Origin of the sequence: Capnocytophaga sp. ARDL2 (assembly GCF_041530365.1) — a bacterium.
In the GTDB taxonomy this organism is placed as follows: domain Bacteria; phylum Bacteroidota; class Bacteroidia; order Flavobacteriales; family Flavobacteriaceae; genus Flavobacterium.
Genome location: NZ_CP168034.1, coordinates 238,719 through 262,122, shown reverse-complemented (window position 1 = coordinate 262,122; position 23,404 = coordinate 238,719). Strand labels below are relative to the sequence as shown.

Below are 23,404 nucleotides of genomic sequence, written 5' to 3'. Positions count from 1 at the left end.
ACATGATAGAAATAAAAGAAATTTCAGCAGATGAAACCATCGATTTGAGGCATCTCGTGTTGAGAAATGATATGCCCCGAGAGGAGAGTGTGTTTGAAGGCGATTATGAAAAGGAAACCAAGCATTTTGGAGCTTTTGAAGACGGAAAATTGATAGGCGTAGTGTCGTATCACAAAAAAGATACAAACAATTATAAGGTAAACGATGTCTATCGATTGACAGGTTTGGCAATTGTAAAATCGCACCAAGGAAAAGGAATCGGAAGGGAATTGGTAGAAACGAGCTTACGTAAAGTAACAGCAAATAAAGCAGCGTTTATATGGTGTTTTGCAAGAGATTTTGCTGTCAAATTTTACGTAAAACTAGGTTTTTCGCTCAAAATACAAGAAGTGTTGATTCCTCATATTGGTTCACATCGAATTATGTTTAAATTTATTACAAAAGATGAATAAAAAATTATACCCCTTGATATGTTTTCTATTGATAGGGGTAAATTGTTTTCGCCCGTCGGCTGATGAGGTAAAACATCCAGAAATTGTTTATTTTGTACCTTGTCAAATACTTCAAACGGCAGGTGCAACCAAAAAGTTTTACGATACTTTTGGTCAACATACTTTTTGGAATTCTTTTCAAAATAGAGAAGAATTACTCGATTTTTTGACTAATGATATTGAAAAACATGGGTTTAAACGTTCAGATTTTTTGTATGACAAATTAATCGGTCATCATCAAAAATATCAACAATACATACCCTCACAGAGAGTCGCCGCTGATTTTGATTTTACTACTATATTTTTAAAAGCAACATTTTATCTAAATCACGGTCGTGTACATCCTAAAAAAATCATTTCAGATTGGGAAATTGATAAAAAGCGAACTATAGATTATCAATTGCCCTTTGATGCATTAAAAAATCATTCAGTCAAAGAAGCGTTACTTTCGCAAATACCTAAAAATAAATTTTACCAAGAATTGCAATCACAATGGGAGCAATCAAAAAATCCATTGGACAAGTTATTGCTAAATATGGAAAGAGCTCGTTGGATACCCGATGATTTGGGCGAATATTATGTTTGGGTAAATATTCCTGAAATGAAACTGAGATGGATAGAAAAAGGAGAAGTTTTATATACTCATCGTACCATCATTGGAAAAACAGATAGAAAAACTCCTGTGTTGAATTCGGCATTCAACAGTATAGTACTCAATCCCACTTGGACAGTACCGCCGACGATTTTAAAAAATGATGTCTTGCCAGCAGCTACCAATAATCGAAGCTATTTTGCAAATAGAAGAATAAAAATCTTAGATTCAAAGGGAAATGAAGTAGAGCCAGAAGATTGGAATCCAGAAAGGTACAAATCTTATAGATATGTACAAGAACCAGGTAAAAGCAATGCACTGGGAACGATAAAGTTTAATTTTCCCAACAATCATATGGTGTACTTGCATGATACCAACAATCGTTCGTTGTTTGCCAATGACAATAGAACGTTGAGTTCGGGTTGTGTACGCGTTGAACATCCTTTTGATTTGGCAACGTACATATTTAATACTGAAAATAAAAAAATATCAAAAGACGATATGATAGAAATCGTCGAATCAGAAAAGACCAAACATATTTCATTGAGTAAAAAAGTAAAAATCTATCAGACGTATTTTACAACGATTGTAGAAAACAATCAGTTGAAAAGTATTTCAGACCCTTATCAATGGGATGAGGCAATGATAAAGAGAATAAAAGCAAAGAAATAAAAAAACGAGGTGTATGCTACTGAAATACATCTCGTTTTTGTGTTTTAACCATAGTTTCAATTTTAACGTAATATCATACTTTTTAAAATATTTTAATAAATTGAAAGATGCAAGAGAAAAATAAAAATCTCCACCTTTTTTAAATAAAATTTTTTTATTTATTGTTGTAAGTTGTTGATAAATAAATGAATAAATTGTGTAGGTTTGTTCTTTTAGTTTAAAATAAATATAAATTGCTTATAAATCGAATATGTATGTTGAAAATAGTAGTAATAACATTTAATTTTGTATGATTTTTAAAGAAACTATTAACATTTCACTATGGCAAAATCTGCACTATTAAAGTCGTCTATCGGTAAGAAATACTGGATGGCGCTTACAGGTTTATTTTTATGCGTGTTTTTGATAGGTCACTTGGTAGGAAACCTACAATTGATTTACGCTTCAGACTTGCAGTTCAATCAGTACGCTCATTTCATGACTACGAATCCTGCGGTAAAAGTATTGTCTTATTTGACTTATTTTTCTATTTTATTCCACGCAGTTGATGGTATTTTATTGACCATCCAAAACAAAAAAGCTCGCCCTGTTGGTTATGCTAAAAACAATGCTGCTGCAAACAGTACTTGGCAATCGAGAAACATGGCGGTTTTAGGGACTTTGTTGTTGGTGTTTATCGTTACACACATGACAAATTTCTGGGCAAAAATGCATTTTTCTGAAATGCCTTTGCAAACGCAAGTATTGGCTACTCCTATGGGGGATGTAGAAATGTACAACACTACTTCTGGAAGTTTTATTGAAAAACAACAAGTAGAAATGGGAGGTTTGGAATTGAAAAATGGGAAAGAATTTTACATTCCAAATTCTGATTTGAAATTTGCTGAAGGGTACAAAGATTTGTACAAAATCACAGTAGATTTTTTCAAAAATCCTGTAAACAACATGGGATTGATTGCTACTATTTTGTATGTGCTTTCTATGGCTGTGTTGAGTTTTCACTTGTTGCACGGATTTAAAAGTGCCTTCCAATCTTTGGGATTGAACCATACGAAATACAACGGAATCATCAAATGTGCAGGTACTGCTTTCGCAATCATCGTACCTTTGTTGTTTGCAATTATTCCTGTATATATCCATTTTGTAAAATAATCTAAAGAAGACAGTATCATGAGTTTAGATAATAAAATACCACAAGGTCCTATTCATTCAAAATGGACTGATTATAAAAATCATATCAAATTGGTAAACCCTGCCAATAAGAGAAATATCGATGTAATCATCGTAGGTACAGGATTGGCTGGTGGTTCGGCTGCTGCTACTTTGGCAGAGTTGGGCTATAATGTAAAGGCTTTCTGCTACCAAGATTCTCCTCGTAGAGCACACTCTATTGCAGCTCAAGGGGGTATCAACGCCGCAAAAAACTACCAAGGTGATGGCGACTCTATCTACCGTTTGTTTTACGATACAGTAAAAGGAGGGGATTATAGAGCTCGTGAGGCAAATGTTCACCGCTTGGCTGAAGTTTCTGTAAACATTATCGACCAATGTGTGGCTCAAGGGGTGCCATTGGCAAGAGAATATGGTGGTTTGCTTGACAATCGTTCGTTTGGTGGTACGCAAGTATCTCGTACTTTCTACGCAAAAGGTCAAACAGGACAACAGTTGTTGTTGGGAGCTTACTCTGCAATGAACCGTCAAATTGGGCGTGGAAAAATCAAAATGTACAACCGTCACGAAATGCTTGATTTAGTAATCGTAAACGGTAAAGCTCGTGGTATCATCGCTCGTAACTTGGTAACTGGTGAAATTGAAAGACACTCTGCTCACGCAGTAGTCATCGCATCGGGTGGATACGGAAATGTATTCTTCCTTTCTACAAATGCGATGGGATCGAATGTAACTGCAGCTTGGAAAGCTCACAAAAGAGGTGCATACTTTGCCAACCCATGTTATACACAAATTCACCCAACTTGTATCCCTGTTACGGGAGACCATCAATCAAAATTGACTTTGATGTCAGAATCTTTGAGAAACGACGGTCGTATTTGGGTGCCTAAAAAATTGGAAGATGCTCAAGCAATCCGTGAGGGTAGATTGAAACCAACACAAATTGCAGAAGAAGATAGAGATTATTACTTAGAGCGTCGTTATCCTTCGTTTGGAAACTTGGTGCCTCGTGATGTGGCGTCTCGTGCAGCAAAAGAAAGATGTGATGCTGGTTTTGGTGTAAATGCTACAGGTGAGGCTGTATATTTGGATTTTGCTTCGGCTATCGAAAGATACGGTAAAGAACAAGCGAGAATTTTACACCTAAACGAAAACGATAAAAAATTGGTGTACGATTTAGGTAAGAAAATCGTAGAAAATAAATACGGAAACCTTTTCCAAATGTATGAGAAAATCGTTGACGAAGATCCGTATGTTACACCAATGATGATTTATCCGGCGGTACACTATACAATGGGTGGTGTATGGGTAGATTACAACTTGATGACTACCGTAGAGGGATGTTACTGTATTGGAGAGGCCAACTTCTCAGACCACGGAGCTAACCGTTTGGGAGCTTCGGCGTTGATGCAAGGTTTGGCTGATGGATATTTCGTATTGCCATACACTATTGGTGATTATTTGGCAGATGACATCCGTACAGGAGCGATTTCTACAGATTTACCAGAGTTTGAAGAAGCTGAAAACAATGTACGCAAAATGATCGACCACTTGATGAACAACAAGGGTACGCATTCTGTAGATTACTTCCACAAAAAATTAGGGAAAATCATGTGGAACAAAGTGGGTATGGCGAGAAACGCAAAAGGTCTTACTGAGGCCATGGACGAAATCGCTGCATTGAGAGCCGAATTCTACAAAGATGTGAAAGTATCTGGAGTAGCAGAATCTTTCAACCAAGAGTTGGAAAAAGCATTGCGTTTGGCAGACTTCTTAGAATTAGGAGAATTGTTTGCAAAAGATGCATTGCACCGTGAAGAATCATGTGGTGGACACTTCCGCGAAGAACACCAAACTGAAGAAGGAGAAGCAAAACGCGACGACGAAAACTTCTCGTATGTAGCAGCTTGGGAATACACAGGAAATCCTCGTGAATCGATTCTTCACAAAGAAGCTCTTGAGTACGAAAACATCAAAATGGTAACTCGTAGTTATAAATAGTGCCATTTTGTCATTCCGAAGAAGGAGGAATCTTTTTTTTAAATAGATTCTTCACTTCGTTCTTTTCGATAGCTATCGAAACTCACTTGTTTTGAATGAAATATAGGAATGATAATTGGTAAATTGTTGAACGCTTTTATAAAGTCATTAGAAGGATAAAAAATCAATGACTTTTAGCTAAAACTAGAAAAAACATGAATCTTACATTAAAAATTTGGCGTCAAAAAAACGCAAAAGATAAAGGTCAGATGGTTGATTACAAAATCAGCGGAATCGAACCAGATATGTCGTTCTTGGAAATGCTCGATGTATTAAACAATGAATTAATCGAAAAAGGAGACGACCCAGTTGCATTTGACCACGACTGTCGTGAAGGTATCTGTGGTATGTGTTCGTTGTTTATCAACGGCGAAGCTCACGGACCAGACAGAGGGATCACTACTTGTCAGTTGCACATGCGTAAGTTTAAAGACGGAGACACGATTTATATCGAGCCATTTCGTGCAAAGGCTTTCCCTGTAATCAAAGACTTGGTAGTAGATCGTTCGTCTTTCGACCGTATCCAACACGCAGGAGGATTTATCTCGGTAAACACTTCTGGAAATACACAAGACGCAAACAACTTGCCTATCCGTAAAGAAAACGCAGACAAGGCGTTTGATGCAGCTACTTGTATCGGATGTGGTGCGTGTGTAGCTACTTGTAAAAACTCATCAGCTATGTTGTTCGTATCTGCAAAAGTTTCCCAATTTGCTTTGTTGCCACAAGGTCAAGTAGAAGCGGTAGAGCGTGTATTGAATATGGTAGAAGCTATGGACAACGAAGGTTTTGGTAACTGTACAAATACCGGAGCATGTGAAGTAGAATGTCCGAAAGGAATTTCTTTGGAAAACATCGCTCGTATGAACAGAGAATACTTAAAAGCAAGTTTGGTAAAATAATTTTTTCAAATAAAAATCCCATTACAAACCAAAGTAATGGGATTTTTTTATACCTTAGTCATAAGCAAAATTTAGGCTTATGAGAAAGATTGTCAAACATCCAATCTATTTATTGACTCTTGCCTATATTGCAGGAGTGGTGTGTTCGGAATTTATTTCAATTCCCTTTCCTTTTTACGGTTCTTTATTAGCACCTCTCATCTTGTTTTCTCTTTGGATTTACACTCGCTCGTCATCTTACAAATTGTATTCACTCAAGGCTTTTTTTACCCTTGTTAGTGTTTTAGTGACTTTTTTCGGATTGGGATTGGTTCATCGTGAAAACGAAAAACCTCAAGTAATCTCACATAAAGAATACCCTGTTCAGTCTCAATTTGTAATCACAGAAGTTATTAAACCAACCGCTCGGTATCATAGATATTACGCACATTTATTGAAAGAACAGCATCAACTATCTCACGGTTTTTTATTGAATATCCCTAAAGACGAACCGACTTTAGAAGATGGCGATGTGTGTATGAGTTTTTTTCGTTGGAATACACTTCCCAAAGCACGAGAACCCTATGGTTTTGATTATGCATTTTATTTGCATAAGCAAGATGTATTTGCCCAAGCGTATCTTTCCAAAGCTCCAACCAAAATCGGTGTCCAAAAATCATGGCATAGTACCGTCTCTTGTTTGCGAAACCAAATTGTAGAAAGTTTTAGTCCGTTTTTACAACACGACGAACAAAAACGATTGATTCAGAGTTTGCTGTTTGGTCAGCGGAAACACCTTTCTACCTTACTTGCCGATCAATACAAAAACGCAGGAGTAATGCACGTTTTGGCGGTTTCTGGTTTGCATGTTTTGGTCGTTTTTGGATTGATTTATCGTACGGTCGGTTGGGTTACACGTAATCGCAAAATTTTGTTTGTTATTAGTTCCGTTTTGTTGTTGCTATTTGCCTTTCTTTCGGGGCTGAGTGGTTCGGTCGTTCGAGCGGTGTTGATGTGTTTGCTCTATTTGTGGGCGATGTTGTGGCAGCGACAAGCCCAAAGTATGAATGTGCTTTTTACATCTGCTTTTTTGATTTTGTGGTTTTCTACCGATTATTTGTACAATATAGGCTTTCAGTTGAGTTATCTCGCTCTGCTGTCTATTTTGTATGTCTATCCTATGGTTAAACAATATTTTTATAGTAAAAATGTAGTGCTGAATTATTTTTATGGATTGATTGGAATTTCGTTGGTTGTACAATTGGGAGTAGCACCGTTGAGCATGTATTATTTTCATCAATTTTCATGGTTGTTTCTCATAGGGAATATTGTGATAGTGCCGATATCTATGTTGGTTTTGATAGTTTCTATTGTACAGATACCATTCAATTTTTTCGGAGGAATTATACCAGAATATATGGGAAAAATTACACGAATTTTGATTGATGTCAATCATCAATTTTTGCAATTTTTGACAAAAGATGAATGGGGATTGTCCAAAGATATTTATATTGAAATATGGGAATTGATTGCATTATTCATCGGATTGTTTTTAGTGATTTCGTATGTGAAATATAGGGAGGAAATATATTTTTATAGTTCGCTTTTGTTGATCGTTTTATTTGGGTTTCTTTCGGTTTATTACAGGTTAAACGAACGCAGTACTACTTATATCTTAAATAGAGCACAACAGTTGGAAATCGTATATTCAACCCAAAAATCGATTGTTTCGTTTTATACAGGAAAAAATATTCCTCATTATCCTTATTGGAAAAATAAAACTGTTGACTACTTTCCAATAAAAAACTATGTTGATTATCAGGATAAATATCTCATTATTGACAGTCTTTCAGTGATTCCAAAAAACACAAAAGTAGATTATATCCTATTGCATCAACAACCAAAAATTCATTTGGAAGAGTTGCTAAAAAACAACCTTCAACCCAAGAAAATCATTATTTCGAGTAATAATCCAACTTGGAAAGTAGAGCAGTGGAAAACATTTTTAGACAAACATCAAATGGAATACATTGATTTGGGCGAAATAGGGTACTGGGAAGTGGAGTGAGAGTTAAACATATTTGTTGTGATTTTACAACAATACTAATAATTACTAAACAGATGAAAAAAATCTTACTGTTTTTTATCGCAGTTATCGGGATGATAGCGTGTCGTAGTGATGATGACAACGAGTAAAATATAGAGTTTTCTTCTTATGAGGATTACTATAATGTATATGGACCTTCGGAAAAGTTACAATCGTTTCACATTAAATCCCAGGAGGATTTAGAACAAATGGCTAATTTCGAAAACACACGGTCAGGAATCACTATAACTCCTGTTGATTTTGAAACCGAAGACCTTATTTATGTTATTGACACGGAAAAACCTCATACGACATATAAATTAAAAACTGTTTCTGTTGTAGAATTTAGCAATAGAATTGAAATAAAAGTAAAGTCAGAACAACAGAATGAAGGAGGAGGTTTAAATATAAATGTAAGACCTTATACAGTAATAAAAAATCCTAAAACCAACAAAGCCATTGTATGTAAGTATGTGAAATAAGAAATACAAGACAGTTTTTTAAGTAGAAATTTTAATAAAATATTTTGTTTATAATATACTTTTTTATAATTTTACCTAACATATTAAAAAAAAATGCTTATGAGAAAGGAATGTAACTAACTTCAAACACACCAAATTACAATATTTTACTCATGTTTGTTTACTAAATAGTTTAACTTAAAATTACTAAACAGATGAAAAAAATCTTACTGTTTTTTATCGCAACTATCGGAATGATAGCGTGTGGTAGTGATAACAACTCTTCTGTTGAAGAACAGACTGTAGCGTTTGAGACATTTACTGCAAATGTAAAAATAATTGCTTTACATTATTGTTCAGATTTTCCTGTGATTGAATTAATAGATGCTGAAACCGAAGACCATACATTAAAAAGTTTTGCTGTGACAAATTTACCAGAAGAGTATCAAATTTTAAATAATACTATACAAATCTCTTATCATTTTGAAAAAATCAGAGTACCTGCTTGTCCTACTAGGGATATTAGTTACAGATTTATTACAATTGACGAAATACATTGAACTTTAAAAATTTGAGATATGAAAATCAATACACAGACAGTTTTTTAAGTAGAAATTTTAATAAAATATTTTGTTTATAATATACTTTTTTATAATTTTACCTAACATATTAAAAAAAAATGCTTATGAGAAAGGAATGTAACTAACTTCAAACACACCAAATTACAATATTTTACTCATGTTTGTTTACTAAATTGTTTAACTTAAAATTACTAAACAGATGAAAAAAATCTTACTGTTTTTTATCGCAACTATCGGAATGATAGCGTGTGGTAGTGAAGAAGTCCTTGAAAATGAAGTTTTAAATGGAAATTGGAGATTAAACACTATTGTAAATTTAGAGAACAATCAGAGTAGATTTCCTAAAAACTCAAGCGGTGAAGAAGAAGAAAGTGATCTCTATCAAATTCATTTTATTTCGCCTTCTTCTTTTAAAGGTAAAACAATGGCAAATACATTTGAAGGTGTTTACTCTAAAAATAATAATTCTATAAATTTTGAAATTAATAGAATTTCTGAGGTTTTAGATCCTTCAGAAAGTGACTCTTATTTTTTTCAAAATTCAATAGAAAACACATCTTCCTATGAAATTTCAAATAACCAATTAAAATTGTTTACTTCAGACCATTGTTTAGTATTTAATGTGATACAACTATGAAAAAGGTGTTATCTTTAATCTTTAGTCTTGTTTGTTTAGCCACATATGCACAACAAATTAATAATATTCCGTCAAATAAATTTCAATTGTTTGATATTCAAAAGGGGGTACCTACTTATAAATTATCTGCTTTAGATATGGTAAAAATTAATGAAGAAGATGAATTAGATAAAGTTCATAATTTCCCCCCGAGATTTGGATACAAACAAGAAGTTAATTTATCCATAGAAAATAATGGTAAATGGATTGATTTAAATAATGGTGATAAAATATGGATTTTAAAAATAACAGGTGAGAATATTTTGTCTATAAATCTCCTATTTGATAATTTTTGGATTCCTGATGGGGGAGAACTATATATATACAATGAAGATAGATCTAAAGTTAGTTTAATGAATTTTTCGAATAATAAAGGGCTACAATTTTCTCGTAGAGGAAATGCGTCTGATATTATTTATGGTAAATCTATTTATCTTGAGTATTATAAACCTAAAGGAACATTAACTCCAAATTTATCAATAAAATATATTGTACAAGGTTACCGATATATAGAGCAACTTTATAGCGAACATTTCAATTCATCGGGAGACTGTCAAGTTAATATCAACTGTCCAGAAGGAAATAATTGGCAACAAGAAAAAAATGCAATTGCAATGATTATTGTAAATGGGCATAGATACTGTACAGGTGCTTTAATAAAAAGTTTAGGAAACAATAGAAAGTTATTTTTAACAGCAGATCATTGTTTAGGAGGATGGGCTAATAATGTTAAATATGATGCTCAAAGTAATAATATTCTAGATTATTGGACTTTTTGGTGGAATTATGAGTCTCCTACATGCCAAAACACTAATTCTATATCAAACTATATACATACATCAGGTGCCAAAGTTTTAGCTAACAATAATTTAACCGATTTTGCTTTGCTGGAATTAGACGAAGATCCTGCTGATAAAACTTGTAAGATTTATTATTTAGGTTGGGATAGACAAAACCCTACTGTTGGAGGGGTTGGTATCCATCACCCCGCAGGAGATGTCAAAAAAATTTCTACATATAACATTATACCTCAAAGTGTTAACAATAACAATTTCCATAGAATATACTGGTCTCAAACACAGAATGGGCATAGTGTTACAGAAGGTGGCTCATCAGGCTCTCCTCTTTTAAATAACAATAAAAGAATTATAGGACAGCTATACGGTGGTAATCATATTAATTGTGTAAATCCTTCTCAGGATAATGGTGATTATGGAAAATTTAGTGTTTCATGGAGTTCAGGAAATTCATCCTCAAGAAGACTGAAGGATTGGTTAGATCCGAATAATACCAATCTCCTATATACTAATGGAGAATCATTAAATTGTCCATCTGACCTTGTAATCAAAGACAACTCAACCGATACAGGTGCTGAACCCAATGATGTGCAATACTTTTGGGAAAGCCCTGACATTTGGATAAGAAACTACAATGATAGTAGCAATGAACATCAGAATCCCATCTACAAATCAAACAATCTTCCAAACTTTATCAAAGTTCGTGTAAAAAACAATGGAGGTGTTGCTTCTACCGGATATGAAAAACTAAAAATCTATTGGGCAAAGGCGTCAACGGCACTGTCTTACCCTAACCCTTGGCATGGTGGTATCTATCAAGAAGGAAATACCAACCTAAATGCACTAATGGGTAGTCCGTTAGATTCTATTTACATCCCTATTTTACAACCAAACGAAGAAACAATCCTTACCGTTCCATGGGTAGTGCCAAATCCTTATGTTTATATTCCAGAGACGAATAATCAAAACGATCGTTGGCATTTCTGCTTATTGGCTCGTATAGAAGCTGATAACGATCCTATGTACACTACAGAAACTACAGATTTGGCTACTAATGTGAGAAATAATAACAACATTGCTCAGAAAAATGTAACTGTTAGCCAGTTTTCAAATTTCCTTTATGGTGGTGCGATTGCTGTAGGTAATCACTTCAATATTTCAAGAACATTCAATCTTGTATTCAAAAGCATAAAAACAAACGACAAATACCTATCAGACGAAGCAGAAGTACACATAGAATTGAGTGATGTTGTTTTTAATGCATGGAAAAATGGTGGGTTCCAAAGTGAAGACGTTCGCTTAGGTAGAAAACCTAAAACCATAGTGCTAATGTCTGAAAATGCAAAGCTCAAAAATCTTCAATTTGCTCCAAATAAAGTGGGGGCTATAGCAGTAAATATTCACTTCCTTACACAAGCAGTAAGTCAAGAATCTTATACACTTCTAGTAAAACAAACGGATGAAAACGATAAAATAGTGGGTGGAGAAACATTCAATATTTCTCGTAGTCCGAGAGATTTGTTTTACGCACAAGCAGATGATAAAGAAGTAAACAAAAACGAAACAGTTGTTTTATCTGCTGAGGATATCAACGAAACTGCTATTTATAATTGGTACGATAGCGAGGGGAACTTGGTACACGAAGGAGCAAACTTTGAAACTTCTGTAGATATAGCTAAAACGTACAAATTAGAGATTATTGCAACAATAGATGGATACAAAGATTACAAAGATGTAGAGGTTTCTTTGAAATCAGACCATATCGTTACAGTTTATCCAAATCCTTTAGCTACACATGCTAATATTTCATACAAGATAAACAATGCAACGAATGCATATTTATCAATTACCGGAGTATATGGAAGTAATGTAGCTAATAATTATATTTTAGATATCAATCAAAATAATATTACGATAGACATGAGTTCTTATCCAGCAGGTATCTATACCGTTTCACTGATTGCCAATGGCTCGGTAGTAGACCAAATGAGTATTATAAAACAATAATATTTAACAGGAAAGAATTTTTGTAATTTAGGTGTATATTTAGGTTGCCGTGAGGCAACCTAAATTTTTTAGTATGTGGCTTTGAAGTAAATTTTTGCAACATGTGTTGATTAAATCCTTTATTCGTCGCATATTTGCGGTCAATAAAACTCATTTTAGACAAACTTTTTATCTTTACATTCAAAATCTCTTTTTGAAGGATGAAAACAACAGATCTAATAATCCACAACTTATTTGTACAAATAATCCCTATGACCGTTGATGAGTATAAAATTGTAACGATTTATTACCACTATACCAAAAGTGAGTTCGGACAAATTTTAATTGCTTCAACCGATAAAGGTGTGTGTTTTTTGGGAATTGAAAACGAAAATAATCAAGCGTTTGATGAATTGAAAAAACTTTTTTCAAAGGCAACTTTTATCCTAAAAACAGATGAATTTCAACAAAAAGCATTGGAGATTTTTCAAATAAAATCAAAAGCGATTGAGTCAATACAACTTCACATAAAAGGTACAGATTTTCAACTAAAAGTATGGGAAAGTCTATTGAAAATTCCTTTTGGGCAGGTCTCGACTTACGGCAAAATCGCTGCTGGCATCAATGGTTCCAAAGCTTTCAGAGCTGTAGGTACTGCCATAGGTAGCAATCCTGTAAGTATTATCATTCCCTGTCATCGCGTAATACAATCTTCTGGAAAATTGGGTGGTTTTCTGTGGGGAACGGATGTGAAAAAGAAATTGTTAGAATGGGAAAAATAACAAAAGAGGCTTTCGCCTCTTTCCTTATTTCACTCTAAATCTCAGTCCTGTGTAAAACATACGACCAAAGATTGGTTTATAAACAATGGAGCTATCAAATTCGTTTCCAAATGGATTGTCTGCTCCTAGCAATACACGGTGCTGGTGTGTGTCGGTTAGGTTTTCTACTCCAAGATACACCTCAAATCGGTTGTTGAATATCTTCGTTATTTGTGCATTTATTGTTGTAAACGCGTCTGCATACGCCCCCAATTGATTGGCTACAGAATTATCACCAGTGTATGGCAATCGCTGTCTGCCTGTGCGATTGTAGGTAATATCAAATTTCCAACTTCCTCCTGTTTCGGTTTCATGGGTTTGATATTCCAAATTGGCAAAAAAGCGCTGTTGTGCTTGTAATGGTTTTTGCATCAAGCCTGTTTTATAGTTTGTTTTTACTTCAAAGTGTTTGTATGCTGTGCGTAAATTTAGGTGAGGAATGATGTTTTGATTCCACTCGATTTGCAATGAATTGGCATACGATTTTCCGTTTAAATTATAGAAGTGAATGTTTCTTGCCGATTGGTCGAGATCTACTACAACTTGGTTTATAAAATTTGTTTTATAGTAGTCTATTACTAGCTGTCCTTCTTTGTCTGAGATGTAAAATTTTTGAGAAAAACTAGCTCCGTAGTTCCATGCAATTTCAGGGTTTAATCCATACGGTTTGTTTTCAGAAGAATGAATGTGTACCGTACGACTACTTGCCAATAAATGCTGGTTTTCGGCTATGATATTAGCAATTCGCTTTCCTCTTCCTGCCGATGCTTTGATAGTAGCATCTTTCCAAGGATTGTATCTTGCATGCAAACGAGGCGTTACAAAAAAGTCCAATTGGTTGGAATAATCTGCTCGTAAACCTGCTATTAATGAAAAATTATCTAAATTGTCGTAAGTATATTCAAAATATCCACCAATCGAGCGGTCGGTACGGTCGAAATTGTGGTTGGAATAATTGAACAAATTTTCTGAATAATCGTCATACATAAACGAAAGTCCTGTTGAAAACTTGTTTTTAGTGTTTTGGATAATCGACTGAAATACCAAATTTGAATACACCGAACGATGGGTTATGTCAAACAAATTGTTTCCGAAATACGAATTTTGCTGATGAAAACTAAATGAATTTTGCCATCCGATTGATTGAAACGGCATATCTGGAAAAACATATCCAATTTTTGATGAGGTATCAAACTTTTTGGTATTGATTTCTGCACCCCAAAGTCCCGCAGGATTTTTTGGGTCGTAGCTTAGATCTCCTGTTTGTTTTTCGTCAATAAGTCCTCGAACAGAAAGAAAACCAACGAATCCTTTATCGTTATTGGTATATTGCCAACGGTTCATAATATTTACTTGCGAACCTAATGGATTGTCAAGAAAACCGTCTTTGTTCATATCGTTTTTCTTTACACGCATATTTCCGTGAGTAAAAAGAGAAGTACTCCATTTGGGAGAAAACCTTTCATTGATATGAGCATTTAATTCATAACGACTGTCGGTAGAACCATAAAGATTTAGAAAAAAAGGGTCATCATTGGACGGTTTTAATAATTCGTAATTAATTTGTCCAGAAATAGACTCGAAACCATTGGTTACACTCCCTGCCCCCTTGGTTACCTGAATACTTTCTACCCATGTGCCAGGTATAAAAGACAAACCATAGGCTTGAGAAGCACCACGCACCGCAGGAATGTTTTCCTCAGCAATCAGAATGTACGGACTTGTAAGCCCCAACATACGGATTTGTTTATTGCCAGAAACCGCATCAGAGAAGTTCACATCAATCGAAGGGTTGGTTTCAAAAGATTCCGCTAGATTACAACAAGCAGCTTTCAACAACTCTTTTGAAGTCATCGTGTGCGTATTGTGAGCGTCTTTGCTGCTCCTGTGAGTGGATTTTCTTTCTTTATTGATAAAAATAGTAGCTAAATCCTCTGTTGGAGTCAATTTATAAACAGCAAACGAAGGATTTTCGATTTGAAAAACATAAGTTTCATACCCTTCGGAATAGATGCTCAATTCTTGGTTTTTGATAAATTCGATAGAAAAGTTACCTGACTCATCAGTTTCTGTATCAATATCATATTCAGAATAGCTGATGATTGCTCTAGCAACAGGTTGATTGAATGCGTCGAGTACGCGACCCGTAAAATTGTTTTTTTCTTGTGCATATACTGCCGATGAAGCAGTAAGTGCTAATGTCAATAGTTGCTTTGTATATGTGTTCATTCTTTTTTATTAAAATTATTACGTTTGATTTTTTGTTTTATCGCCTAACGGACGGAGTAGATTTTTTTGTTTGTTGCAAAACTACACGAGTATTTCAACGAGGCTGTCCAAAAAGTCAATTTTTTAAATAATTTGTCATTTTTACGAAAGGAAAAAAAACTCAAAATCAACAAGATAAAAAGATTCTTCCTTCGTCAGAATGACAGAAATCTTACTTTTCGAACAGCTTTTTTCTTTGTGTAAAGAATAAAAAAGTGATTTTATCACGAACAAATAGTTTTCTTACTCACAACAGTCTATGTTTTTCCTGTAGAATATGAAATCATTCAACAGGCTGAACTCCTAAAGCGAAGTGTTTCTGTTTTATAATGGTAAAAAAACTATGTCTCTATCTGGCAAAAAAATATTTTTTTTCTGTGAAAATCTGTGTAATCTGCGAGAGAAAAATTAAGCGTAAAGCAAATATTGATGATACAATTTATACAGAGGTGGAGCATTGCTCCAGATACTGTAAGCAAAATAAGTGTTGGGAATCTGCAATTGAGATTCCATAAAAAGAGCAGGTTTCCAATCGGAAAAGGATTGTTCTATAAAATAAGGGATTTGTATATTTAGTTGATATACAATGGTGTAGTCGGTAGATTGTTTGAGTATTTCATCTACACAACACGAGTCGTCGTATTCGATATCGTAGCAACAATCATCTGAATGATTTTCGACGTTTTTTTCAACAAAATCCATAGAAACATTGTCCAACTCGCCACCACAATAGTGCAAGTTGAGCTGCATTCCCATATTGGAAAACAATAGGATAATAATGGATAGTATGGAAAAAATATATTTCAAAATAGATTAATTATAAGCCTTAGCGACCATCAACAAAGATTGTTTGTCCACAACACCTTCGTGTTTCCAAGTCATTGAGCCATTTTTGTAAACCATCGATGTAGGAGCGGTTTTTACTCTCAATGCTTCACAAAGTTCTTTGTTTTTGTGAATGTCGATTTTTACAATGGTCAATTTGCTACCCATTTCTTGAGCTACTTGATACAAAAGGTCACTCATTTGTTCGCATTCTGTATTATAATCCATTGTAAACTGAATCAACACAGGCGTTGGGGTATTGATGATTTCTCCGAATTTAGCCATTTTTTAATTTTACTTTAGTAAACAAATACAAAAATAATAAAAAAGTACAAGGTGTCAACTAAATTATTTAGATATTTATCCTATGAAAAAAAATATTCACTTTTAAAATCAATTATTTCACACTTTCTTACTATCTTTACCAATTGAAATAATACTAACTAATACAATAGAATGTATGAAAGAATCATTTTTTACCATTGAAAAATAGTAAAAATATAAAATAAACACGTTGGTTTTCAGTTAGTTGTTTTGTTTTTATATTCTTTCAAAAACATTTTCTCAGTATAAATATGGCTTGTACAAATTGTTCAACAGATACATCATCGTCAATTCCAAAAGGCTGTGGAAGTAACGGCTCTTGTGGAACGGATAGTTGCAACAAACTCAATGTGTTTGACTGGTTGTCAAATATGCATTATCCTCCAGGTTTTGAGGCGTTTGATGTAGTAGAAGTAAGGTTTAAAAACGGTAGAAAAGACTTTTATAAAAATACAGAAAAACTGGCATTACAAATTGGCGATGTGGTAGCTACTGAGGCTTTGCCAGGTCATGATATTGGTATCATCACCCTCACAGGTGAGTTGGTACGTGTACAGATGAAAAAGAAAAAAACGGACTACGATAATGTAGCTTTACGTATCTATCGCAAAGCCAATCAAAAAGATATCGATGTATGGCAAGAGGCAAGAAGCAAGGAAGAAGCAGTGCGTGTGAGAGCTCGTGAATTGGCAATTTTTCACCGTTTGGAAATGAAAATTTCGGATGTGGAGTTTCAAGGAGATGCTTCCAAAGCTACTTTTTATTATACTGCCAATGACCGTGTAGATTTCCGTCAGTTGATCAAAGATTACGCAAAGGAATTTAGTATCCGTATCGAGATGAAGCAAATTGGTTTTAGACAAGAGGCTACTCGATTGGGAGGGATTGGTTCGTGCGGTAGAGAATTGTGCTGTTCTACATGGCTTACCGATTTTCGAAGTGTAAATACATCGGCAGCGAGATATCAACAATTGTCTTTAAATCCTCAAAAATTAGCAGGACAATGTGGAAAATTGAAATGCTGTCTCAATTATGAATTGGACACTTATCTCGACGCATTGAAAGATTTGCCAGATATGGACACTAAATTGCAAACCGAAAAAGGTATCATGCACTGTCAGAAAATTGATATTTTCAAAAGAGTGATGTGGTTTGCTTATCCAGAAAATTCTGCTAATTGGTACAAAATCAGTGTAGAAAAAGTAAAAGATATAATTACAGCCAATCAGACAGGGGAAAAAATCGAAAATATTGAAGATTTTGTTTCAGAAAATCAACAGTCAAATGAAAAAACAATTACATTTGACGAGGACAACCTTTCTCGTTTTGACAATGAAAAGAGAAAGAAACGCCCTGCGAAAAAAGGTGGAAATAGAAATAAGAACGGTAAAACACAACCGAGAAACGAAGAGGGGAAAACGGCAAGAACAAATCAAAAAGTTTCAAATAAATTTGCTGATAGATCATCGAGCAAGACAAATGAAAAACCTGTAAATAAGACAGGTGATCGACCGATGCAAAAGTCTACTGAACGTCCAACTCAAAAATCAAATGAAGTGCAAAAAACAGGGGAAGACGACAGAAGAGCAGTGCATAAAAAGAAAAGAAATCCAAATTATAAAGGAAAAAACCGAAACAACAATTCATCTTCAAATCATGAAGCAAAACCACAATAAATTTTGGATGCTGGCAATGGTATTGATGTTTTTTTCTTGCAAAGATACCGCTGTGATGGATACCTACCTTTCTACCGGAAATGAGTGGGATAGAAAAGATGTAAAAATTTTTGAATTTACAGCCGAAGATAGTTTGCAGAAATACAATCTGTTTATCAATCTACGTGCAGACTATCAATATCCGTATAGCAACATTTATCTGATTGTAAAAATGCATAGTCCCAATGGAAAATCATGGGTGGACACCTTGCAATACCCTATGGCGACCCCCTCTGGTGAGCTATTGGGTAATGGACTTACAGATTTGAAAGAAAGTCAATTGTGGTTTAAATCCAACTACAATTTTTCAAATAAAGGATTGTATAAAATAGAAATAGAACACGCAATGCGAAATGCAAAATCAGAAAAAGGAGATGAAAAATTACCTGGGGTATCTGATGTAGGATTGCGTATTGAGAAAGCGATATAATCATGGAAGTAAAGAAGACAAATAAGAAAAATGCAAAGCAATCTTTCAAAGGTTATCAACGCCTCTTTTGGAATGTTTTTGCAGGAGGAATAGGGTTTACTGTTTTCATTTTTCTATTGGCAAACTTTGGAGTGTTTGGCTCTATGCCTACTTTTGACGAATTGGAAAATCCGAGTTCGAGTACCGCTACCGAAATTATTTCTAGCGATGGAAAAACTATTGGGAAATTTTACCTCGAAAATCGCGTTCCTGTAAAATACGAAGATTTGCCTCAACACTTGGTAGATGCTTTGGTCGCAACAGAGGACGAACGTTTTTATTCTCACTCGGGGATTGATGGAAAAGGTACTATGAGAGCCGTTTTCAAAGGGGGTTCGAGAGGAGGAGCAAGTACCATTTCTCAGCAGTTGGCAAAAAACCTTTTTCATGGTAGTTCGGGTTCGACTAATAAACTGTTTCGCCTGGTACAAAAAATCAAGGAATGGATTATTGCCGTAAAATTGGAAAGACAATATACCAAGCAAGAAATCATTGCCCATTATTTAAATACAGTGGACTTTGTGAGTAATGCGTATGGTATTCGTTCGGCTTCGAATATTTATTTTGGTAAAGAACCAAAAAATCTTACAATAGAAGAGGCGGCTACTTTGGTGGGGATGTTACAAGCACCATCGAGATACAATCCAAGATTTCATCCAGAGCGTTCGACCAATCGTAGAAATATCGTTTTGGGACAAATGGCAAAAAATGGATATATTTCAGAGGCTGAAAAAATCACTTTGCAAGGTAAACCTATGGTTATCAACTATACTCCAGAAACGCATACCAAAGGAACAGGTACATATTTTAGAGAGTATTTGCGTGATTATATGAGAAAATGGGTGAAAGAAAATCCCAAAAAAGACGGTGGTACATACGATATTTATAGAGATGGATTGCGTATCTACACAACCATTGATTCGCGTATGCAACAATATGCCGAAGAGGCAGTTGTAATGCACTTGAGCAACTTGCAAAAAGAGTTTTTTATTCAGCAAAAGGGAAATAAAAACGCTCCTTTTATTCAATTGAATACTCAAGAACGCAATGCTATCATCAAGCGTGCAATGAGAAGCTCAGAACGTTGGAGACAAATGGCAGAGCAAGGAAAATCTGAAGATGAAATTATCAAATCTTTTGATGTGAAAACAAAGATGACTGTGTTTACCTGGAAGGGAGATCGCGATACCATCATGACACCAAAAGACTCGATTTTGTATTACAAACACTTTTTACAGACGGGTATGATGGCTATGGAGCCAATGTCTGGAAATGTAAAAGCGTGGGTTGGAGGTATTGATTACAAGCATTTTCAATACGACCACGTAGCACAAGGAGCGAGACAGGTAGGATCTACATTCAAACCATTTGTGTATGCTACAGCTATCGAACAATTGCAGATGACACCTTGCGACTATGTGTATGATGGGCCTTATACAATGCGTAGAGGAACGTATGGAATTGCACAGGATTGGTCTCCGAAAAACTCAGGAGGGAAATACTATGGTTCGGTATCGATGAAAAACGCTCTGGCACAGTCACTCAATTCTGTTTCTGCAAGATTGATGGAAAAAGTAGGGCCAAAATCAGTAATCGATTTGTGTAGAAACCTCGGAATCAAATCAGACATACCAGCATCGCCAGCGATTGCATTGGGGGCAGTAGAAATTACCGTAAGCGATATGGTGGCGGCCTATTCTACCTTTGCCAACCAAGGAGTGTATGTAAAACCGAGAATCATTTCAAAAATCACAGATAGAAACGGAGTGGTACTTTATGAATCTAAAATGGAATCTCGAGAAGTAATGAACAAAGATGTGGCGTATGCCGTTATCAAATTGCTTGAAGGGGTTACAGAATATGGTTCGGGAGGACGATTGAGATACACAGGAAGCGGTGGGGCTGGATACAACAGAGTAACGGGCTATCCGTATGGATTCAAAAATCCGATTGCAGGAAAAACAGGAACAACGCAAAACAACTCTGACGGTTGGTTTATCGGTATGGTGCCAAATCTTGCAGCCGGAGTATGGGTAGGAAACGAAGACCGCGGAGCTCATTTCAAATCTACTTTGTACGGTCAGGGAGCTACAATGGCATTGCCAATCTGGGGTATATTTATGAAAAAATGTTATGCAGACAAATCACTATATGTGTCAACCGACGATTTTGAGCAACCGTCATTTTCACAAATAGAAACCGATTGTAGTAAATATCGACGCTCGTACATCGGAGAAGAAGGAGGCTCGTCAAATGCAAAACGAGATTCGTTGTCACCACCAGTACAATCGAGTAGTCCAAACAACAATACAACAACTACAACGATTCAGGAATTTGATTTTTAATAAATTATTTTTAAAGAAAATAAAATTATTTCTTTTAAAACGAATTGTTTGATTTCTTAAATAAATAAATTAGAACATGAAGAAAAAAGTATTCTTAATGGGGGCATTATTAACCTTACTTCAATCAAATGCACAGACAAATTATTACAATTTTTCAACGGCAACAGAACCTTATCAGGAATTGACAGAGGCTATCTCGATTAATCAAGGGACTCATTGGGTATCGAACCATTTTCCGTTAGTATCTTTGCCTTTCCCTGTGAAAGTTTTAGGAGAAAGCTGTAATTCATTTCGATTTAGTGATGATTATTTTGAATTTCGTAGCACTAATGATGCTATTGTGTTAACAGATCCAGTTTCGGGTGGTTTTTATAGAGACTTGAGTGCTGATACAAGCTATTCGTTATCTTCGATTTCTTACAAGATTGATGGAAATGAAGGAGCTAGAATATTGAAATTGGAATTAAAAAATGCAGGTATTGAAGCAGACAATAGTTTGACGAAGTTTATCAACTATCAGATTTGGTTTTATGAGGCTGATGAAAGTATTGAATATCGTTATGGAAATACCAACATAGTTGATGGTGAGATACAAGAGTTGATGAGCTCATGGATACCACTTTTGTCTGCGGGTACTCGTAAATCTTCAATTTATGGAAATACAACCTCAGGCTTTAATTACAGCGAAGGGGTAGGTTTTAATTTTAATACAACAGGAGTTTCGAATGTGATTCCAGCAAACACCGTATTTCGATTTGAACCAATTTCACTTTCAGTAAAAGACTACGAAAAAGTGACGTTTAACATATATCCAAACCCAGTAGAAAATGTGTTGACAATCACCTTCAATGAGCCAATTCAAAAAGAGTATGCAATCTATGATATAGTAGGAAAATTGGTAACGTTTGGAATAATTAACAATGAACAAATTGCTCAAATAGATGTTTCATCATTGGAAAAAGGAAATTACATTTTGAGAATTGGCGGTAGTTCGAAAAATATCATTAAAAAATAAGTGTTTATAATACTAGAATTTTAAAAGTTTTTAAAAAGGAAAACAAGTCAGTTTTAGATAATTGGCTTGTTTTTTGCTGTAATAATGTAACTTTGTAAAGAATTAATAAAAGTAAATTATGAAAAAAATAGTTTCTTTAGCTTTCGGAATGATAGCTTCATTTAGTGCCATAGCACAACAAAATGCTTATACATTTTCTCAAACAACAGAACCATATCAAGAATTGACAGGAGCAATTTCTATAAACAATGGTCAAAATTGGAATACAGTAGATGAAATAGGGCCAATTGCAACTCCATTTACCATCAATCTATTTGGGCAAAGTTTCAATACTTTTTATTTTACCGAAGGAATGTTGACGTTTGAAAACAATACGTCTGAAGGAATAATAGTTCCAAATTTTATTACGGGTTATGATAGAGGAGGGGGATCAACACAAACACAATCACCGATTGCTTATAGAGTAGACGGAACACAAGGAAATCGTATTTGGAAAGTACAGTTTAGCAATATTGGTGTTTTTTCTATGCAAACAGACACTCCTCAACCAAGTAATCAATACATCAACAGTCAAGTATGGTATTACGAATCAGATGGATCGATAGAATATCGCTATGGAAACGTGTTGGTACAACCAACCAATTTATTTAATTCAGAAACACATTTTTGGGTGCCGATTTTTGGGGTGTTTAATGATGAAATGGAAGAGGGTGCTGCAGGACATCTTTTCGGAACAGCATCAGCACCTACTTATGCTGAGATTAATGAAGCTGTAGATGATCCAAATGGTCTGACTACACCTGTTGTAGCCAACACTGTTTATCGTTTTACACCGAATCCATTATCTGTAAAAGACTACGAAAAAGTGACGTTTAACATATATCCAAACCCAGTAGAAAATGTGTTGACAATCACCTTCAATGAGCCAATTCAAAAAGATTATGCGATTTATGACATTGTAGGAAGATTGGTAACGTCTGGAGCAATTGACAACAAGCAATCTACTCAAATAGATGTTTCATCATTGGAAAAAGGAAATTACATTTTGAGAATCGGTGGTAGTTCGAAAAATATCATTAAAAAATAAGTGTTTATAATACTAGAATTTTAAAAGTTTTTAAAAAGGAAAACAAGTCAGTTTTAGATAATTGGCTTGTTTTTTTTATTTTTGTTCTACTTATCGTATAAA

At 34.8% G+C, this 23,404-nt stretch carries 19 protein-coding genes; 16 read left to right on the top strand and 3 right to left on the bottom strand.

Annotation, left to right across the window (positions count from 1 at the left end):
* The first annotated feature begins 2 nt into the window (after positions 1-2).
* From AB4865_RS01395 to AB4865_RS01345, 11 genes are all read left to right on the top strand, one after another.
* Positions 3-452, top strand: a complete 450-nt coding sequence (locus AB4865_RS01395; protein ID WP_372473957.1) for a GNAT family N-acetyltransferase — start codon at positions 3-5, stop codon at positions 450-452.
* Positions 445-1,755 (top strand): L,D-transpeptidase family protein, encoded by a 1,311-nt coding sequence (locus tag AB4865_RS01390; protein ID WP_372473956.1) that lies wholly within the window; start codon positions 445-447, stop codon positions 1,753-1,755. Before AB4865_RS01395 ends, AB4865_RS01390 begins: the two co-directional genes overlap by 8 nt.
* A gap of 321 nt (positions 1,756-2,076) precedes the next feature.
* A complete protein-coding gene (locus AB4865_RS01385) occupies positions 2,077-2,907 on the top strand; it encodes a succinate dehydrogenase cytochrome b subunit (protein WP_372473955.1) in 831 nt (276 codons plus the stop codon).
* An 18-nt stretch (positions 2,908-2,925) separates the two neighbouring features.
* Positions 2,926-4,926, top strand: coding sequence for a fumarate reductase/succinate dehydrogenase flavoprotein subunit (locus AB4865_RS01380; RefSeq protein WP_372473954.1), 2,001 nt, complete (start codon positions 2,926-2,928; stop codon positions 4,924-4,926).
* A 194-nt stretch (positions 4,927-5,120) separates the two neighbouring features.
* Positions 5,121-5,867, top strand: coding sequence for a succinate dehydrogenase/fumarate reductase iron-sulfur subunit (locus AB4865_RS01375; protein ID WP_372473953.1), 747 nt, complete (start codon positions 5,121-5,123; stop codon positions 5,865-5,867).
* Positions 5,868-5,946: 79 nt separating this feature from the next.
* Positions 5,947-7,914 (top strand): ComEC/Rec2 family competence protein, encoded by a 1,968-nt coding sequence (locus tag AB4865_RS01370; RefSeq protein WP_372473952.1) that lies wholly within the window; start codon positions 5,947-5,949, stop codon positions 7,912-7,914.
* Positions 7,915-8,141: 227 nt separating this feature from the next.
* On the top strand, positions 8,142-8,414 hold the full coding sequence (locus AB4865_RS01365; RefSeq protein ID WP_372473951.1) for a hypothetical protein: 273 nt from the start codon (positions 8,142-8,144) through the stop codon (positions 8,412-8,414).
* A 194-nt stretch (positions 8,415-8,608) separates the two neighbouring features.
* Positions 8,609-8,953 (top strand): hypothetical protein, encoded by a 345-nt coding sequence (locus tag AB4865_RS01360; RefSeq protein WP_372473950.1) that lies wholly within the window; start codon positions 8,609-8,611, stop codon positions 8,951-8,953.
* A 220-nt stretch (positions 8,954-9,173) separates the two neighbouring features.
* The gene (locus AB4865_RS01355; RefSeq protein ID WP_372473949.1) at positions 9,174-9,611 is read left to right on the top strand and encodes a hypothetical protein; all 438 of its coding nucleotides are present in this window, start codon (positions 9,174-9,176) and stop codon (positions 9,609-9,611) included.
* Positions 9,608-12,454, top strand: coding sequence for a T9SS type A sorting domain-containing protein (locus AB4865_RS01350; RefSeq protein ID WP_372473947.1), 2,847 nt, complete (start codon positions 9,608-9,610; stop codon positions 12,452-12,454). Before AB4865_RS01355 ends, AB4865_RS01350 begins: the two co-directional genes overlap by 4 nt.
* Before the next feature lie 200 nt (positions 12,455-12,654).
* Complete coding sequence (locus AB4865_RS01345; RefSeq protein ID WP_372473946.1) at positions 12,655-13,215, top strand: methylated-DNA--[protein]-cysteine S-methyltransferase; 561 nt, start codon at positions 12,655-12,657, stop codon at positions 13,213-13,215.
* Between the two features lie 24 nt (positions 13,216-13,239).
* Here AB4865_RS01345 and AB4865_RS01340 read toward each other — a convergent pair whose 3' ends face one another.
* The 3 genes from AB4865_RS01340 to AB4865_RS01330 form a co-directional block, all read right to left on the bottom strand.
* Positions 13,240-15,483 carry a TonB-dependent receptor domain-containing protein gene (locus AB4865_RS01340; RefSeq protein WP_372473945.1) on the bottom strand — a complete coding sequence of 748 codons (2,244 nt, stop codon included), beginning with the start codon at positions 15,481-15,483 and terminating at the stop codon, positions 13,240-13,242.
* A 447-nt stretch (positions 15,484-15,930) separates the two neighbouring features.
* Positions 15,931-16,329 carry a hypothetical protein gene (locus tag AB4865_RS01335; RefSeq protein WP_372473944.1) on the bottom strand — a complete coding sequence of 133 codons (399 nt, stop codon included), beginning with the start codon at positions 16,327-16,329 and terminating at the stop codon, positions 15,931-15,933.
* A gap of 6 nt (positions 16,330-16,335) precedes the next feature.
* On the bottom strand, positions 16,336-16,632 hold the full coding sequence (locus AB4865_RS01330) for a thioredoxin family protein (RefSeq protein WP_372473943.1): 297 nt from the start codon (positions 16,630-16,632) through the stop codon (positions 16,336-16,338).
* 290 nt (positions 16,633-16,922) lie between these two features.
* On the opposite strand from AB4865_RS01330, the gene AB4865_RS01325 reads away from it, so the two are divergent.
* The 5 genes from AB4865_RS01325 (at position 16,923) to AB4865_RS01305 (ending at position 23,302) form a co-directional block, all read left to right on the top strand.
* Positions 16,923-18,347 (top strand): stage 0 sporulation family protein, encoded by a 1,425-nt coding sequence (locus AB4865_RS01325; RefSeq protein WP_372473942.1) that lies wholly within the window; start codon positions 16,923-16,925, stop codon positions 18,345-18,347.
* Positions 18,328-18,816 (top strand): gliding motility lipoprotein GldH, encoded by a 489-nt coding sequence (locus AB4865_RS01320; RefSeq protein WP_372473941.1) that lies wholly within the window; start codon positions 18,328-18,330, stop codon positions 18,814-18,816. Before AB4865_RS01325 ends, AB4865_RS01320 begins: the two co-directional genes overlap by 20 nt.
* A 2-nt stretch (positions 18,817-18,818) precedes the next feature.
* Complete coding sequence (locus tag AB4865_RS01315) at positions 18,819-21,200, top strand: penicillin-binding protein 1A (RefSeq protein ID WP_372473940.1); 2,382 nt, start codon at positions 18,819-18,821, stop codon at positions 21,198-21,200.
* Positions 21,201-21,276: 76 nt separating this feature from the next.
* Positions 21,277-22,215, top strand: a complete 939-nt coding sequence (locus AB4865_RS01310; protein ID WP_372473939.1) for a T9SS type A sorting domain-containing protein — start codon at positions 21,277-21,279, stop codon at positions 22,213-22,215.
* Between the two features lie 118 nt (positions 22,216-22,333).
* Complete coding sequence (locus AB4865_RS01305; RefSeq protein ID WP_372473938.1) at positions 22,334-23,302, top strand: T9SS type A sorting domain-containing protein; 969 nt, start codon at positions 22,334-22,336, stop codon at positions 23,300-23,302.
* The last annotated feature ends 102 nt before the right edge of the window (positions 23,303-23,404 follow it).